This window comes from Frankia sp. Mgl5, from assembly GCF_023242985.1.
GTDB lineage: Bacteria > Actinomycetota > Actinomycetes > Frankiales > Frankiaceae > Parafrankia > Parafrankia soli.
The window spans coordinates 105,800-120,669 of record NZ_JALKFY010000007.1; the positions used below are offsets into that span (position 1 = coordinate 105,800).

The 14,870-nt window shown below is 69.7% G+C and carries 14 protein-coding genes; 7 read left to right on the forward strand and 7 right to left on the reverse strand.

Annotation, left to right across the window (positions count from 1 at the left end):
- The first annotated feature begins 81 nt into the window (after nucleotides 1-81).
- From MXD62_RS05555 to MXD62_RS39095, 3 genes are all read left to right on the forward strand, one after another.
- On the forward strand, nucleotides 82-657 hold the full coding sequence (locus MXD62_RS05555) for an HhH-GPD-type base excision DNA repair protein (protein ID WP_248828351.1): 576 nt from the start codon (nucleotides 82-84) through the stop codon (nucleotides 655-657).
- 308 nt (nucleotides 658-965) lie between these two features.
- Complete coding sequence (locus MXD62_RS05560; RefSeq protein ID WP_241831083.1) at nucleotides 966-1,118, forward strand: hypothetical protein; 153 nt, start codon at nucleotides 966-968, stop codon at nucleotides 1,116-1,118.
- Nucleotides 1,111-1,404: a ribbon-helix-helix protein, CopG family gene (locus MXD62_RS39095; RefSeq protein ID WP_112106437.1), complete on the forward strand. Its 294-nt coding sequence runs from the start codon at nucleotides 1,111-1,113 to the stop codon at nucleotides 1,402-1,404. Before MXD62_RS05560 ends, MXD62_RS39095 begins: the two co-directional genes overlap by 8 nt.
- A 189-nt stretch (nucleotides 1,405-1,593) precedes the next feature.
- On the opposite strand, the gene MXD62_RS05570 is transcribed toward MXD62_RS39095, so the two are convergent.
- Nucleotides 1,594-2,334 (reverse strand): hypothetical protein, encoded by a 741-nt coding sequence (locus MXD62_RS05570; protein WP_248828352.1) that lies wholly within the window; start codon nucleotides 2,332-2,334, stop codon nucleotides 1,594-1,596.
- Between the two features lie 82 nt (nucleotides 2,335-2,416).
- Nucleotides 2,417-3,502: a hypothetical protein gene (locus tag MXD62_RS05575; protein WP_248828353.1), complete on the reverse strand. Its 1,086-nt coding sequence runs from the start codon at nucleotides 3,500-3,502 to the stop codon at nucleotides 2,417-2,419.
- Between the two features lie 437 nt (nucleotides 3,503-3,939).
- On the opposite strand from MXD62_RS05575, the gene MXD62_RS05580 reads away from it, so the two are divergent.
- Nucleotides 3,940-9,069 (forward strand): BTAD domain-containing putative transcriptional regulator, encoded by a 5,130-nt coding sequence (locus MXD62_RS05580; protein WP_248828388.1) that lies wholly within the window; start codon nucleotides 3,940-3,942, stop codon nucleotides 9,067-9,069.
- On the opposite strand, the gene MXD62_RS05585 is transcribed toward MXD62_RS05580, so the two are convergent.
- Together MXD62_RS05585 and MXD62_RS05590 are read right to left on the reverse strand one after the other, a co-directional pair.
- Entirely contained in the window at nucleotides 9,064-10,014 is a 951-nt protein-coding gene (locus MXD62_RS05585) for an LLM class flavin-dependent oxidoreductase (RefSeq protein ID WP_248828354.1), read from the reverse strand. The genes MXD62_RS05580 and MXD62_RS05585 overlap by 6 nt on opposite strands.
- Before the next feature lie 280 nt (nucleotides 10,015-10,294).
- Nucleotides 10,295-10,594: a YiaA/YiaB family inner membrane protein gene (locus MXD62_RS05590; RefSeq protein WP_248828355.1), complete on the reverse strand. Its 300-nt coding sequence runs from the start codon at nucleotides 10,592-10,594 to the stop codon at nucleotides 10,295-10,297.
- A 128-nt stretch (nucleotides 10,595-10,722) separates the two neighbouring features.
- Here MXD62_RS05590 and macS point away from each other — a divergent pair, with 128 nt between their 5' ends.
- Both macS and MXD62_RS05600 read left to right on the forward strand, forming a co-directional pair.
- Complete coding sequence (gene macS, locus MXD62_RS05595; protein ID WP_248828356.1) at nucleotides 10,723-12,009, forward strand: MacS family sensor histidine kinase; 1,287 nt, start codon at nucleotides 10,723-10,725, stop codon at nucleotides 12,007-12,009.
- Nucleotides 11,996-12,745, forward strand: a complete 750-nt coding sequence (locus MXD62_RS05600; RefSeq protein ID WP_248828357.1) for a response regulator transcription factor — start codon at nucleotides 11,996-11,998, stop codon at nucleotides 12,743-12,745. The genes macS and MXD62_RS05600 overlap by 14 nt, the downstream gene beginning before the upstream one ends.
- Nucleotides 12,746-12,823: 78 nt before the next feature.
- Here MXD62_RS05600 and MXD62_RS05605 read toward each other — a convergent pair whose 3' ends face one another.
- On the reverse strand, nucleotides 12,824-13,258 hold the full coding sequence (locus MXD62_RS05605; RefSeq protein WP_248828358.1) for an HIT family protein: 435 nt from the start codon (nucleotides 13,256-13,258) through the stop codon (nucleotides 12,824-12,826).
- Nucleotides 13,259-13,460: 202 nt separating this feature from the next.
- Here MXD62_RS05605 and MXD62_RS05610 point away from each other — a divergent pair, with 202 nt between their 5' ends.
- Complete coding sequence (locus tag MXD62_RS05610; protein WP_248828359.1) at nucleotides 13,461-13,850, forward strand: PPOX class F420-dependent oxidoreductase; 390 nt, start codon at nucleotides 13,461-13,463, stop codon at nucleotides 13,848-13,850.
- A 34-nt stretch (nucleotides 13,851-13,884) separates the two neighbouring features.
- Here MXD62_RS05610 and MXD62_RS05615 read toward each other — a convergent pair whose 3' ends face one another.
- Together MXD62_RS05615 and MXD62_RS05620 are read right to left on the reverse strand one after the other, a co-directional pair.
- Nucleotides 13,885-14,427: a DUF1697 domain-containing protein gene (locus MXD62_RS05615; RefSeq protein WP_248828360.1), complete on the reverse strand. Its 543-nt coding sequence runs from the start codon at nucleotides 14,425-14,427 to the stop codon at nucleotides 13,885-13,887.
- Between the two features lie 65 nt (nucleotides 14,428-14,492).
- A partial coding sequence (locus MXD62_RS05620; RefSeq protein ID WP_248828361.1) for a fibronectin type III domain-containing protein occupies nucleotides 14,493-14,870 on the reverse strand: 378 nt, incomplete at its 5' end.

The following is a 14,870-nucleotide window of genomic DNA, read 5'->3' on the forward strand; positions in this document are numbered from 1 at the left end:
CATCGGCGCTGGCGCGGGGTCGACCATGGTGTCCCGTGCGCCCATCGACCGTCCGGACCCCGACACGGTTACGGTGATGTCGTGGGACTGCATCTGAGCCAGATCGACGAAGCGGACGAGCTGCTGACGAACGACCCGTTGGCGCTGCTGATCGGGATGGTGCTGGACCAGCAGATCCCGTTGGAGCGGGCGTTCGCTGCGCCGTTTGAACTGACGCGGCGGCTTGGTCGTTCGTTGGACGCGGCGGACCTCGCGGGGATGGATCCGGACGAGCTGGCGGCGGTCTTCTCCATCCAGCCGGCGTTGCACCGTTTCCCGGCGGCGATGGCGCAGCGGACCCAGAAGCTCTGCCGGATCGTCATCGACAGCTACGACGGCGACGCCGCGCGGGTGTGGACGGCTGCCGCGGATGGCAAGGATCTGCTGAAGCGGGTCGCTGCGCTGCCCGGTTTTGGGATCCAGAAAGCGAAGATCTTCGTGGCGCTGCTCGGCAAGCAGCTTGGCGTCGAGGCGCCGGGCTGGCAGGAGGCCACCGCTCCGTTCGGTGAGGTCGGGAGCTACCTCTCGGTGGCCGACATCGTCGACCAGCAGAGCCGGGACAAGGTCCGTGAGTACAAGAAGCAGATGAAGGCTGCGGCGAAGGCTGTAATGGCCTGACCTGCAGGTTTGTGAGCGAACTCCTCATCCTGCCCGCACGACGTCCACTGGATGCCAGGGTCGCGCGTCTGCGTCGGGCGCTGTGTTGACTCGCTGTAGTCGTTGTCTGGTGCTCGTTCGCCCGTGTGAGTAGATGTGTGACACTGTAAGTTGTGGTGGACGGCCTTTGGTGGGACCAGGGGGACGCGGAGTACATCCGACATCGGTCTGATCGTTATCCCGGCGCGACCGACATCGAACCTGAGTGGACCTTGGAAGCGGTGAAGGATCCGCGGAGGATCGTTCACGACCCGGACCCGAGGAGCAGGATGGGTGCGGCTCGCCTGATCGGGTACTCGCGCAGTGCCGGGTTCGTGCTGACCGTGATCGTTGATCCGATCGACGAGGCTGGGATCACCGCGTGGAAGACCCGCGGAAGCGATCTTCGGGACTACCTGGAAGGGGAGAGCGGCGGTGACTGATTCGTCCAGGCGTGCCCGGCGTGACGCGATCCGAGCCGAGTACGCGGCCGAGGAGGCCGAGGCTGCCGAAGCGGAGGCCGTGGAAGCCGAGCAGGCCGTCGTGTCCGTGCGGGTTCCCGCGTCGTTGGCGGAGGCTCTCAAGGCCCGTGCAGCCGCCGAGCACCTGCCGACCTCGGCTCTGGTCCGGCGCATCCTCGCCCGGGCGGTGCAGAGCCCCGAGGCTCCTGTCGTGAGCGTGGAGCAGGTCGAAGAGATTGTGCGCAGGGTCCTCCGCGAATCAGCGTGACCTGCAATCTGCAAACAGTCCGCAGGAGGGCGGAAAACGGCCCACACCAGTGGCAACTACTGGAAGCGAGAACCGCAGGTCAACCGGTCTGTCGACCGGATAGGTGCAGGTCGGAGGGCTACATCGTGGCACGAAGCAGATGAAGGCCGCTGCTAAGGTATCTGCCGTCTGACCTACCGTTTCGCCGCTTCAGCGGCCGGCTGCGAGAGAGTCCGCGACCCGCACCAGCCGGCTGGTGAAGTCGTCGATGGTCGCGGGGCGCAGCTTGTGGTCTTGGGTGCTGAGCAGTTCGTGTCCGTGTGCGCTCCACAGCGGGACCGCGTCGTCGCAGTGTGCCCGCAGGAGGGCGGCTGGGAGCTGGAAACTCCCGGCGGGACCGGCCGCCGTCTCGACCTTGAACCTGCGGTCGAACTGGTCGTCGCCGGTCTCGCGACCGCTGGACAAGCCGACCGAACGGGCGGCCCGTGATCCCAGGCCTCTGGGTTCCACGGCGATCTGGGGGACGGGTCGAGGCAGTCGGACCACGTGGACGGTGAGGTCGTGGGTGACGGTCTTGGTTTCCCAACGTGTCTCCCACTTCGTCTGGTACTGCTTGCCGACCATGACCTGACGGGCGTGTTGGACGGCTTGCTGGTGTTGGGTCTGCCACCAGTAGTGGGCGACAGTCACCGGATACGTGTGGGCGACGCCGGTGACGGTGCCCTCCACTTCGAGTCGTACGCCGCTGCGTACCCCCTTGGGAAGTCGGCTGGCCCACGCCCCGCCGCCGCCTTCACGGAACCGCCAACCGCGCGCGGCCGCCCATTCGGCCACCGTGCGGGAGTAACGCCGTTCCACCGCGCGGTTCAGCGCGACGACGACAGCGATCACGACCACGGCTGCGACGACTGCCAACACGATCAACGGCGCCGGGTCGGTGCTGCTCTCCATTGATTACCTCCGATGTCCCGGGAGTGGCGCGTGGCCGTGACGTACGACCTGATTCCCGGACACGTGCCGTGCCGGTCACGATTCAAACGGGCAGTACCGAAAGCTGGTCGATCTGGATCCAGCCGTCCCGTCCCAGCCCCCAGAATCCGCAGAAGACCGTGACCGACGTGCGGTTCTCTGGGTTGAAGGGTTGGATGATCTCCTGGTACTGGCCGGCCGGGCTAGGCCCGAAGTGCTGCTCGGCCGGCGGCCACAGGCCCGACATCCGCACTCCGAAAAAAGCGGTGTTCACGTCGGCGCCCACGCCGTGACCGGAGGTGCGGATCCATCCCCGCAGGACGTAGTTCTGGTTCGGAGTCACTGGGATGGTCTGGAGGACCGCGTTCCAGTTTTGGCTGGACGTGCGAATCCAGGCGTTGTTGTGATTGTCGAACCCGGGGTTCCTGGCCAGCCCAAGATTGACGTCCACGCCCTTTGCATCGGGACCTTCGGTGGTCCAGGGTGCTCCGATACGAGAGCCCTGCCACTCGAAGCCGCTGTCCAGTAGGCCGTCGATCCGGACGTCCCGTGAGCTGTTGGCTCCGGTGAAGCGGAAAGGTGCGGCCGGATATGCCTGGCGGAGGGTCCGCGGCGCGCCGTTAGGTATTTGGTACTGGACTGTCACCGAGTCGAGATTCCAGTTGTCGGGGCTCTGGAACGGGTTGCCCGCCCGCGTCGCCACGCCCAGGCTGACGGTGGTGATGTCCTCGGCCAGAATACCGGCGCCGAAGTGTTTCACCAGATCGACGCCGACTGTGTGACGACTGTTGTTCGACCAGTTCGAGCTGAGGTTGACATTGCTGATGGAGCGAAGGCTGTGGGCCCGAGTGTCGATCGAGATGTTGAGGTCGCTTCCGCCGCCCCTCAGGTCGTCACCACCAGTGTCAAAGGTGAGGAGCAAGCACGGTGCCACGGTCGTGCAGTCGTTGAACTCACTCGGGCCGCCCGCCGTGCTGGCGGGGGCGAAGCCGACAACGACAACGGCCGTCGCCGCGAGCAGCGACGCGAGCCGTCTGAGGTCGGGCATTGAGAAGCCTCCTGTGGTCTGGTGAACGGGTGCCGCCCACTGCTGGTGACCGTCGGATATCCGGGCAGTGCGGCGAGCCGGCGACGTGATCTCGCCGTCCACCAGAAGCCTCCGGACGCCGGTTGCAGGCGGGTTGTACGGCGGTGGCGGCCCAGTTGCAGGGTCCGGCAGGCCGGGACGTCAGCTTGATTCGGTGCGCGCCGTGATTCAGCGCACCGGCGACTTGTCTGGCCGGCTGTTGCCTGGGTTCTCGGGTGGTTGGTCGGCGGACGACCGGGTGTGGCTGAGAGGATGTCGATGCACGCCACGGAGCGCGGCTGACCGCGTCGCCTGTCGCGGGGTGAAGGAGCGCGTCGGCGGGGAGGAGACAGCTGCGGATGGCCCGGGAGGATGCCGACGCGCCGGCAGGGCGGACCGGGCGGACCGGGCGGGCTACGGAGCCGGGCGCGCTGGACGGTTCTGGCGTTCGGGATCCGTCGGATGCTTCAGGCGGGTCGGATGCTTCAGATGGGTCGGATTGGTCGGGCGGGTTGACGGTCGTGCCGCGCCAACCCGCCCCAGACGCCGGCAGTGTCGCTTTCCCCGGTCTGTGGTTCGGCGTGCTCGGGCCATTGGAGGTGCGTAGCGACGGTCGCCCACTGGCGCTGCGGGGGTCGCGAGAACGTGCGCTGCTGGGCCTGTTGCTGGCGGAACGTAATCGGGCTGTTTCGGTCTCGCGGCTGGTGGACGGAATTTGGGGGGCGGTGCCGCCGCCGACGGCCGAAAAGACGCTGCAGAGCCATATTTCCCGGTTGCGTCGTCTCCTGGAGCCGGAACGCCCGCCAGCGGGTTGGACAGTGCTGGTGACGGTGCCTACCGGGTACAGCCTGCGGGCCGACTCGACTGCCCTTGACGCGGCATTGTTTGAACAACTCGCGGAACAGGCGCGGCGGGCTTTTGCGGCCGGTGCTCCTGAACTTGCCCGCGCTCGGTTCCGGCGGGCGCTGGGATTGTGGCGGGGGGACGCGTACGAGGATCTGCTCGACCTCGAGTTCGCGGCGGCCGAAAGGGACCGGCTTGTCGAACTGCGGCTGGCCGCGGTAGCGGATCAGATCGACGCCGAGTTCGCGCTCGGCCGGTCGGCGGCAGTATTCGGTGAGTTGCAGCGGTTGGTTGCCGCCCATCCGTTGCGGGAGCGATTCCGTAGCCAGCTGATGATCGCGCTGTACGAATCGGGCCGCCAGGCCGACGCGCTGGAGGCCTACCGGTCGGCGCGGGCCCGGCTGGTGGCGGAGATCGGCGTGGAGCCGGGCCGGCAGCTTCGAGCGTTGAACGCGGCCATTCTCGAGGAGCAGCCCAGCCTGCTCCCGGACATCGTGCAACCGCAGCGCCTTCCGGCGGCGCTGGATGTCGATCGCCGTGCATTGATCGGTCGGGACGTGGAGATGCGCTGGCTCGAGCGCGTCTGGGACTGCGTCCTCGACGACCGCGGTGAGGTGGTCGTCGTCCGCGGCGAGCCAGGAATGGGTGTCCGCCGCCTCGTCGCCGAGTTCGCCCGCCGGGTCGCGGGCCGGGGTGCCGCGGTCGTCCTCGGACCGATCGACACCGGGACTCTGACGGGGATCGCGCAGGAGCGCCCCGTGCTCATGGTCGTCGACGTCGACGTCGACCAGCCGGACACCAGCCCGGGCTGGGCTGCGGTGCAGGCCTCCGCGATCGCGCGCCTGCCGGTGCTCGTTGTCGTCACCGCCCGACCCGGCGACGGCCCGCCGGAGGTACGGCCCGGCGGGTTCGACGTCGGCGCGCAGTCGGTCCTGCAACTCGGCCCGCTCGGGCCGGCTCAGGTCACCGAGATAGTGGCTGGCTACGTCGGTGCAGGCGAGGTGCCGGCCGCGACCGCGGCTGTGATCGAATCCTCCGGCGGCGTCCCGGCCCGGGTGCACGAGGATGCGGCCGACTGGGCGGCCGTCCGAGCCGGCGAACGGGTCGGTCAGCGGGCGACGCGGGTCGCGACCGATCGATACGACCTGGCCGAGTCGGAACGCGCGATGGTGTCTGACGTGCTCGACCTGCAGCGGGTCAGGCGTCGTCGTGGCGTCGCCGGTCCAGCCGGATCCGTCGGCGGCGCAGGAGCCTCGGGTGGCCCGAGCGCGTCGGGCAGCTCAGCTGGCGGCGCCGGCTCGGGTGATGCGGCCGACTCCGCCGCTCCGGTCGGCGCGCCGGGGACGGTCGTCTGCCCGTACAAGGGGCTGGCGCGTTTTGACGAGCAGGACGCTGCCTATTTCTTCGGCCGGGAGCGGCTGATCGCGCAGCTCGTGACCCGCTGCGTCGCGGCACCGCTGCTGGCGGTGGTGGGTGCGTCGGGAAGCGGGAAATCGTCGGTCGTGCGCGCGGGACTGGTGCCGGCGATCCGCTCCGGCGTACTGCCGGGAAGCGACCGATGGCGGATCCGGCTGCTGCGGGCCGGCACCGTCGAGGCGACCTCGCTGGACGTCGACATCGACCTCGATGGCGCCGGCGCCGGCGCCGGTGGCAACGAGCTGCTCATTCTGGATCAGTTCGAGGAAGTGTTCACCACACGGTCGCAGGACAGCCAGACCCGTTTGATCGACCAGCTGGTCGACACGCTGGAACGGGGCGACGGCCGGCTGCGCGTCGTTCTCACCGTGCGGGCCGACTACTACGGCCGGTTCGCCGCCCACCCGACGCTCGCCCGCCTGGTCGCTGACAACAGCGTGCTCGTCGGTCCGATGGCCGTCGACGAGTTGCGGCGCGCGATCGAGGAACCCGCGCTGGTCGCCGGGCTGGAACTCGAGGAGGGGCTCACGGCGGCGGTACTGGCCGACGCCCGTCAGGAGCCCGGCGTGTTGCCGCTGTTGTCGACGGCGCTGCTGGCGACTTGGGAAGGGCGCGACGGCCGGACGTTGCGCGTAGCCACCTACCGTGAGGCCGGCGGTGTGGCCGGAACGCTGACCAGGCTTGCCGACGGTATGTACGAGAGCCTCGACGCCGCTGGTCAGGCGATCGTGCGGCAGCTGTTTCTGCGCCTCGCGACGCTGGGCGAGGACGGCGACGATCTGCGGCGTCGCGCGCCACGCTCCGAGCTGGTAGGCAGCGCGCCGGTCGAGGCCGTTCTCACGGTGCTGATCGCGCGACGGCTGGTCATCGCCGCGGACGACACGGTCGAGGTCGCGCACGAGGCGTTGCTACGGGAGTGGCCCCGGCTGCGGGGTTGGCTCGAGACAGACCGCGACGGCCGCCGGGTGCATCGCGAACTGAGCGGGGCAGCCGTGGCGTGGGACGCCGGCGGGCGGAACCCGGCCGACCTTTACGGCGGTCCCCGGCTGGCCGCCGCACAGGACTGGGCCGCGGCCCACCCACGCGACGCCAATCCCCTGGAGGAGGAGTTCCTCGCGGCCGCTGGTGCCGCCCGGGATCGGGCGGCACAGGTCGCTCGACGGACCACGCAGTGGCTGCGGACGCTCGCCGCCGGGTTGGCCGTGCTCCTGGTGGTCGCGCTGATCGCGACAGGGGTGGCCGTCGGGCAGCGGCACAGGGCCACGCTGCAGGCCGATCGGGCACACAGCGAAGCGGAGCTGGCGCGGGCGAGCCGGCTCGCGGCGGTCACCCGCACCCTTGGCCCCGACCAGATCGACCTCGCACTGCTGCTGGGCGTCGAGAGCTACCGGCAACAGCCCACAGTCGAGACCGAGGGAAATCTCGAGACCGCGCTCGTCCACACCCCGCCCGGCCTCACTCAGTTGATCCGTTTCAGATCGCCGAGTTTCTACCCGTCGGTGAGCCCGGACGGACGACTGCTGGCCTCGCCCGGCCAGGACGGCACGGTCGACCTGTGGGATCTGCGGGCCGGCCGGCTGCTGCGCACGTTCACCTGGCCCACCGCACGCCAGGTCGCCATGTTCAGCTCGGACGGGAAGCTGCTCGTCGCCGGGGGGAACGACGGGACCGTCGTCGTCTGGGACGCCGTCACCGGACGGCAGGTCGGGGCACCGGTCAAGGTCGCCGGCGGCTTCGTGTACGGCGAGTTCGACCCCACTGACCCATCTCGCCTTTTCGCTGTCAGCGACACCGGCGAGGTCGCCATCTGGGACCGGGCCATCCCGGACCGGCCGGTGCGGCTCGGGCCGCCGCTGCGGTTCACGCCGCGGGCCGGCGCGCTCCCGGTGGCGGTCGTCAGCGCTGACGGCCGTCGCCTGGCGGCCGGGACGTCGTCCCCCGACAGCTCGACGCGGGTGTGGGACCTGGGCTCCCGCACCGTGATACGGGACCTTCCCGGCCTCACCGGATCCTTCAGCCCGGACGGCCGATCGCTGGCTACCGCGTCCGACGGTCGGGTCGAGGTGTGGGACGTCTCCTCCGGAGACCGGCGGGGCGTGCCGCTGACGGGACTGACCGGAGCGTTGCCGGGAATCCTCTTCAGCCCGGACGGGCAGCTCGTGGCCGCCGGCGACGGAGGCAACGTTGTCCGGGTGTTCGACCTGGCCTCGGGACTGCAGATCGGCGCTTCCCTCGCCCTGCACACCGGTGGTCCGGCGCTCCCCACCGCCTTTCTTCCCGACGGTCGGGTCGTCACCAGTGGGCCGCACGAGGCCGCGGTCTGGCAGGTGGGTCGCACGACGCCGCCGATCGGCCTGGTGCTCGGAGGCCATCAGGGTCTGACGTTCGGCACGTTCGTCCCGGGTGGCCAGGAGGTCGTCACCCGCGGCATCTCCGACAGTGGGCTACGGCGATGGGACGCGGGCACCGGAAGCGAACTCGGCCGGCTGCTCGACGGTCGGGTCCAGGCACCCGTGACGTTCAGCCCCGACGGCCGTCTGCTCGCCACGGCCGGTGCCGACGACAACCAGCTCGCGCTGTGGGACGCGCGTACCGGCGAACGACTCGCCGGACTCGACGGGACCCGCGGCGGACGACGCAGCTACGCGGACTGGAGCCCGGCCGGAGACCGGATCGTGACCGGCGCCGACGGGTCGGTGCGGATCTGGGACGTCAGCGACCCCCGCCATCCGACATCGGTCGAGCAGCTGGACCCGGACGGCGAGCCCCATCCGGGCACCCCGGACAGCCAGTGGCCGGTTTTCAGCCATGACGGGCAGTGGATCGCGGTCCATGACTTTCCGGGTCACACGATGACGGTGTTCGACGCGGCGTCAGGTCGCAAACAGTGGTCGACATCGGCGCCCGTGGCGGACCTGGCGGGAATCGCCTTCGCGCCGGACGACAGGACTCTCGCGATCAGCTACGGCGCCCGGGTCGGTGGTCGAGTCTCGTTCCACGACACCGGGACCGGGCACGTGGAGCGGACCCTGCAGATCCCGAGTGGGGGCGGAATCGAGTTCCTCCGGGGTGGCAGTGTCGTGATGACAACGGGCGATTCGGCTGGTAGCAGCGCTGCGCAGTTGTGGGACGCGGCCACCTTCGCACCGATCGGGGAGCCGCTGCCGCAACCCGAACCGGGCGCGTACTTCATCTCCCGTGACGCCGAGGGCACCCGAGCGGTGGCTGGCTCGCAGAACTCGTTCGCGGTGATCTGGGACGTCGACACCGCACGGTGGCAGACGGTCGCCTGCGGAATCGCCGGACGCAACCTCACCCGGGCGGAATGGGATCAGTACTTTCCCAACCGGCCGTACAGGCAGACCTGTCCGCAGTGGCCGGCGGGCTCATGACGGGACGGCGGGCGTCGCGCCGCGGGCAGGGCGGGGCAGTAGCTTGATGATCGCCTCGCGCACCGCCGGGACGATCTCTCGTGCCCACCTGCTCAGCGCGACGTCCGTCCCGGTCCCGTCGTCGACCGGAAAGCAGATGAAACCGGCGGCTCCGTGCTCCAGGACGGCCGATGTCAGCTCGTCCACCCACTGATCCACCGATCCGCCGAACCAGCGGCCGGAATCGTCACGGAAAGCGGGCAGCGGCGAGGCTGTGATGCGGCCCTGCACGTTGTAGATGGTCGCGACGTCCGCCGGGTTCCGGCCGGCCGCCGCGGCCGCCTCGTCGATGAGCGGGCGCGACTCGGCGAACCGTGAGCTGAGCCAGTCGGCGGCATGGCCGGGAATCCACCCGTCGGCCAGCCTTCCGGTGACGGCCAATGACTGTGAACCCACCGAGCCCGTCCAGATCGCGGGTGTCGGGGAGAGTGAGGGAACCAGATCGGTCACCCGGTGGAATTCGCCCTCGAAGGTCACCGGATCGCCGCCGCCGGTCAATGCCCGCACCAGGGTGATGGTTTCCGCCATGGCACGCACGGCCCGCGCCGGTGCCAGCGGTTCGACGCCCAGTTTCGCGATCTCCGACCAGAGTCCGCCCGCTCCGACCCCCAGGACGACCCGGCCGCCCGAGAGCGCGGACAACGCGCTGATCGTGCGCGCCAGCATCGGCGCGGGGCGGCTCGGAGTGTTGGTGACGTTCACCGCGCCGGTGATGGACGTCGTCCGGCCGAGGACGACGCCGAGCGCGGCGTACGCGTCCAGCCTGTCGGCCAGGTACGGATGGTCGGAAAGCGTGACCAGGTCGAGCCCGTCCCGGTCGGCCTGCGTCGCGTGCGCGAGCAAGGCGTCCACCTCGCCGACCCCGGTCTCGAGTCCGAATCCGAACAGCACGTCGCGGTCCTGCACGGCGTTCTCCCTTCCTGCGTTCTGCCTACGCTGGTCGCGGAGCGCGGGTGCCGCCCGCACCGGCGCGCCGGGTGACGATCGCCGGCAGCCGGGCGCTGCAGCGACTGTGGCGCGCCTCCCCGAGCACCATGGCAACCGGCGCGACGCCCACCAAGACCGCGCCGAGGCTGGTAGTAGCAGGGCCACGCTCCGGTGTTCGGCGGACGCCGGCTTCGCGGGCCAGCGTGGTCATTTCGCCGGGGTGCGGAAGCTGATGAACGGTTCGGCCCCAACCCGTCCGTCAGTGCCCGACCGTTTGCTTGAAGGGGTCGTGTTCGGCGAGAAACCGCTCCAGGCGGGCCTGGTCAACCCGGCTGATGACCGCGGACGCCTCCTGTTGGTCACGGACGCATTTGGCGAGCGTGAACGTGGACGTGATGATGTACAGCATGCCGAGCAGGAGAAAGCCGCGTATCCACGCATCCCCCGGGAGATGGGCGATCGCGTAGGTGACCGCGACCACCGAGATGCCGAAGGAAAGCGCGGCCTGCACCATGAACGCGGTCGTGGTCCTGGGGGTGAGGGGCTTGGAATGGGTCATGGGCCCAGTCTCGACTCGTTGGAGCCGGCTGGCCTGAGTAACCGTACTCATCTCGAACCTGGACTTTCTGCCACACTTGCCGGGTGCGGATGTCGCGAGGACCGGACCGGTTTCGCGCGGCGGAAGGTGTGCGTGGCGCGCTGTGGCGATCGCTCGCCGTCTTCCGCCTGGTGGCGGCGGCCTACGCCGTCGCGACGGTCGGGCTCGATCTGGGCCGGACGCCGCACCCGGGGCGTGGCCTCGCCTGGTTCGGTGTGCTGGCGGTCTGGTCGGTTGTCATGTCGTGGCTCGCGCCGGCGGCCGACGGCTGGCGGCCATGGCGGCGGTATGGCCTGGTCGTGGCCGATGTCGTGGTCTGTGTTGCCGTGATGCTGACGTGCGGTGTGGTGAGCCCGACCGGGTCCACGGACGTCCTGCCCGCGCTGTGGACGGCGAGCGGCGTGTTCAGCGCCGCGCTGGCCGGCGGAACCGCGGGCGGGGCCGCCGGCGGTTCGGCACTGGCCGTGGCCTCCTTCGTCGCCAGCGGTTCGGTGAGCGACTCCTCGGTCAGGCCGGCGGTCCTGTTCGTCGTGTCGGGAATCGTCGTCGGCTATCTGAGCCGGACTGCCATTCGCGCCGAGTCCGCGCTGGCCGACGTGCTGGCGGCGCGGGCCGGGGACGCCGAGCGGGAGCGTCTCGCCCGAGGCGTCCACGACAGCGTGCTCCAGGTTCTGTCGTTGATCGCGCGCGAGGCGCAGCGCGGTATGGCGGCGACCGACGTCGCCAGGCTCGCCGCCGCCCAGGAATCGGCGCTGCGTGATCTCCTACGTACCCCCGGAACCTCTCAGCCCGTCGAGCTGGGACGTCCGACCGGACGCGAGACGGGACCAGGCCGCAAGGACGCAGCAGGCCGCAGGGGTGCGGGCCGTGGGGGTGGATCGGCGCGGCTCGCCCGTCCCGAAGCGGATCTTGAGCCACTGCTGACGGGTCTGGCACGGATGTCACGTTCGACGACCGCGGTGGGACGGGTGATCCCGCCCGGCCCCGCCTTGTCCGGGATGATCTTCGGCCCGTCGGCCGAGGACATGCCGGCGGTCGTGACGGTCTCCACCCCGGGCGCGCCGGTACCGCTACCGGCAGATCACGCCGACGAGGTTGTCGCCGCCGTCCGAGCTGCGTTGAACAACGTGGCCACGCACGCCGGACCCGGAGCCTCGGCGTGGCTGCTGCTCGAGGACGACGGCGATTCGGTGACCGTGACCGTCCGCGACGACGGGATCGGCATCGAACCTGGACGGGCCGAGCAGGCTGCCGCGGAGGGCCGGCTCGGTCTCGCGGTCTCCGTTTGTGGACGGATCCGGGATCTCGGTGGCGACGTCGTCGTCACCGGCCGTCCCGGCCAGGGGACGGAGGTCGAGCTTCGTGTCCCGCGGTGACGATGACGACGGAGTCCCCGGGGTTGACGAGTCCAACGGGGCGCGTCGCGGCGGCCGCGTGGTCGTCGTGGACGACCATCCGCTGTGGCGCGAGGCGCTGAGCCGGGACATCGCCGAAGCGGGCTTCGCGGTCGTCGGTACCGCGGGCTCCGTCGCGCAGGCGCTGCGCGTGCTCGCGGCGACCCGGCCTGAGATCGTCGTCCTGGATCTGGGACTGCCCGATGGCTCGGGCGTCGAGGTGATACGTGCCCTGGTCGGCTCGGCCGAGTCTCCATATCCACTCACCGGTGCTCCGGCTTCAGTGCTCGTTGTGTCCGCTTCCGGGGAGCAGGCCGATGTGCTGGAAGCGGTCAAGGCCGGAGCTTCCGGGTACCTGCTCAAGTCGGCCCGTCCTGAGGAGCTTGTCGACGCGGTCCGTCGCACGGCACGGGGGGTCGCGGTCTTCACCGCCGGGCTGGCGGCGCTCGTCCTCGGCGAGAACTCCCGGGCGGCGCGGAACTCCGGCTCACGTTCGGGTCCCGGCTCGTCCACGGCTCCACGGCTGACGGCCCGGGAGGTCGAGGTGCTCAGACTGGTGGCGAAGGGCCTGTCCGCCCGGGATGCCGCCCGCCAGCTGGGTGTGTCGCACCGGACGGTCCAGAACCACGTTCACAACGTGCTCGGGAAGCTCCAACTCCGCAACCGCGTCGAGCTGACCCGCTTCGCCGTCCGGGAGGGCTACGACGACGCCTCCTGAACCATCAGTCCCTGAACTTCTGCCGTTCAGTCCTTGTATTGCATGATGGGCTTCGAATTCCAACGCCCTGTCTTCGAATCAACAGTCGAGCCGGGACATGCCGAGGCGCAGCGTCTCGGCGGACCTGTCAAGTTCGCCGCGATCACGCAGGCGCCAGTCCGCGTCCAGGCGGAAGCTGTCGCCGGTGAACCGCGGAAAAACGTGCAGGTGGACGTGGAAGACCTCCTGGAAGGCGGCCTCGCCGTCGGCGAGGAACAGGTTGACGCCTTCGCACCGCAGGCCTGATCGACGCAATGCGCGGCCGAGCCGGTGGGCGACCAGCCAGACCTGCGTGCCCACTCGCTCGTCGAGATCTTCCAGCCCCACGGCGTGTGCCTTCGGTATGACCAGGAGGTGCCCTGGTGTTACCGGCCGGTGATCCATGAAGGCCAGGGTGGTGTCGTCCTCATGGATGATGCTCGCGGCGGTTCCACGGTGGACAATCGCGCAGAACACGCATTCGCTGTCGTCCACCTGGCGTCCCACCTCTCTGTCTCCGGCCACGCACGCAGTGTGCCGCATACGCCTGCTTAGCTGTAACGAGTTGGGAAAGAAGTCCTGCGGGGGATAATCCTGAGCGGTCTCCAGGGTCCTCCAGAGCGGCGACTATGGTCGATGCGACGGCGCCTCGGCCCGACCTGGCAGGCGTCTCGCGAGCGAGTGGAGGAGCCCACGAATGCTGACCATCTCGCCCAGCCACCGCGATCTACTGGCGAAGCCCCGTACGGTCACCTTCGCCACGGTCGGTGCCGACGGGCAGCCCCAGGTCACCGCCATCTGGGCGATGCTCGACGGCGACGTCGTGCGCACATCGCTGACCAGGAGCAGGCAGAAGTACCGGAACCTGGTGGCGCATCCGAAGGCGACGCTGTTCGTCATTGATCCACAGAATCCCTTCCGGACCTTGGAGATCCGCGCCACCGCGGAGATCACCGATGATCCCGGCCTGGAGTTCCTAAGCCGCCTCCTCGGCCTCTACGGCAGTGATCTGGAGACCTTCGAGGGGCCCAGGGAGGACCGGGTCGTGATCACGCTCAATCCCACGCGGATCGTCGAGCTCGGGTAGCGCCGGCCGGTCGGACAGGCCTTCGGGACGGCTGTCAGGCAGCGGCCAGTTCGCACAGGCGGAGCACTGTCTTCCAGTTCCGGGTGGTACCCACGGTGCCGAGCTTCTTTTCGATGTAGACGTTGCTCAGCCTGGTTCGACCGTAGCCGTCCGGGCAGTGCAGGTAGACGTTCCGGCCGATGATCGCGGGGATGCCGCTTTCGCCCGCCGGGACGGTGAAGCGGTCGACCGCCGCCTCGCCTGGAACCTGGTCGAGGAACGTGACATGCAGTTTGGTGTAGTCCTCCTCCCGATCCAGGAAGGGGCTCGCCGCCACGATCTCGGTGAGTTCGGCGCCGGTGCGCAGCAGGATGGCGACGTCGACGTCGAGGTCCGAGATCATCTTCCGGCGGATGCCCGCGGCGACCTCCTGCGCGTCGCCGGCCTCCGGCGGCGCGGAGAAGACCACGTTGCCCGACTGCAGGTAGGTCTGGATGTCGCGGTTACCGAGGTCTTCGAAGATCCTCCGAAGGTCGGGCATGCGGACCTTGGCCTTCCCCGCGACGTTGATGCCCCGAAGCAGTGCCGCATACCTCACCGTGACCATCCTCAAGCTGCCGGGTGAGCCCTCGCCGGTGCCGGGCGACGCTACCGCGGACCGGGTCAGCCGGGCGTGGCGGCGGCGGTGCCCGAGTAGTCGGCCTCGCCGTTGGCGTTGCTCGATCGGACCTTGAACTCGTAGGTGTGGCCGTTGGTGAGCTGGGTGACGGTGCTGCAGGTGTCGGTGACGGGGTAGGGGACCCGGTACCAGCCTTCGCCGGTGGTGACGTCCCGGTGGTACATGACGTAGCCGGTGGCGTTCGGCGCGGGATTCCAGCAGACCCGGGCGGAGCCGTTCCCGGGGGCCGCGGTGAGCCCGGTGGCCGGCGGCGGGATCGTGCCGGCCGGTCGTGCCTGCACCGTCCCCGAGTAGTCGGCCTCGCCGTTGGCGTTGCTCGATCGGACCTTGAACTCGTAGGTGTGGCCGTTGGTGAGCTGGGT

Excerpts from the sequence above, each read along its gene's own strand:
- MXD62_RS05560 (WP_241831083.1), top strand. The coding sequence starts at position 966 with ATGGGTGCGGCTCGCCTGATCGGGTACTCGCGCAGTGCCGGGTTCGTG.
- MXD62_RS05570 (WP_248828352.1), bottom strand. The coding sequence starts at position 2,334 with ATGGAGAGCAGCACCGACCCGGCGCCGTTGATCGTGTTGGCAGTCGTC.
- MXD62_RS05610 (WP_248828359.1), top strand. The coding sequence starts at position 13,461 with ATGCTGACCATCTCGCCCAGCCACCGCGATCTACTGGCGAAGCCCCGT.
- MXD62_RS05590 (WP_248828355.1), bottom strand. The coding sequence starts at position 10,594 with ATGACCCATTCCAAGCCCCTCACCCCCAGGACCACGACCGCGTTCATG.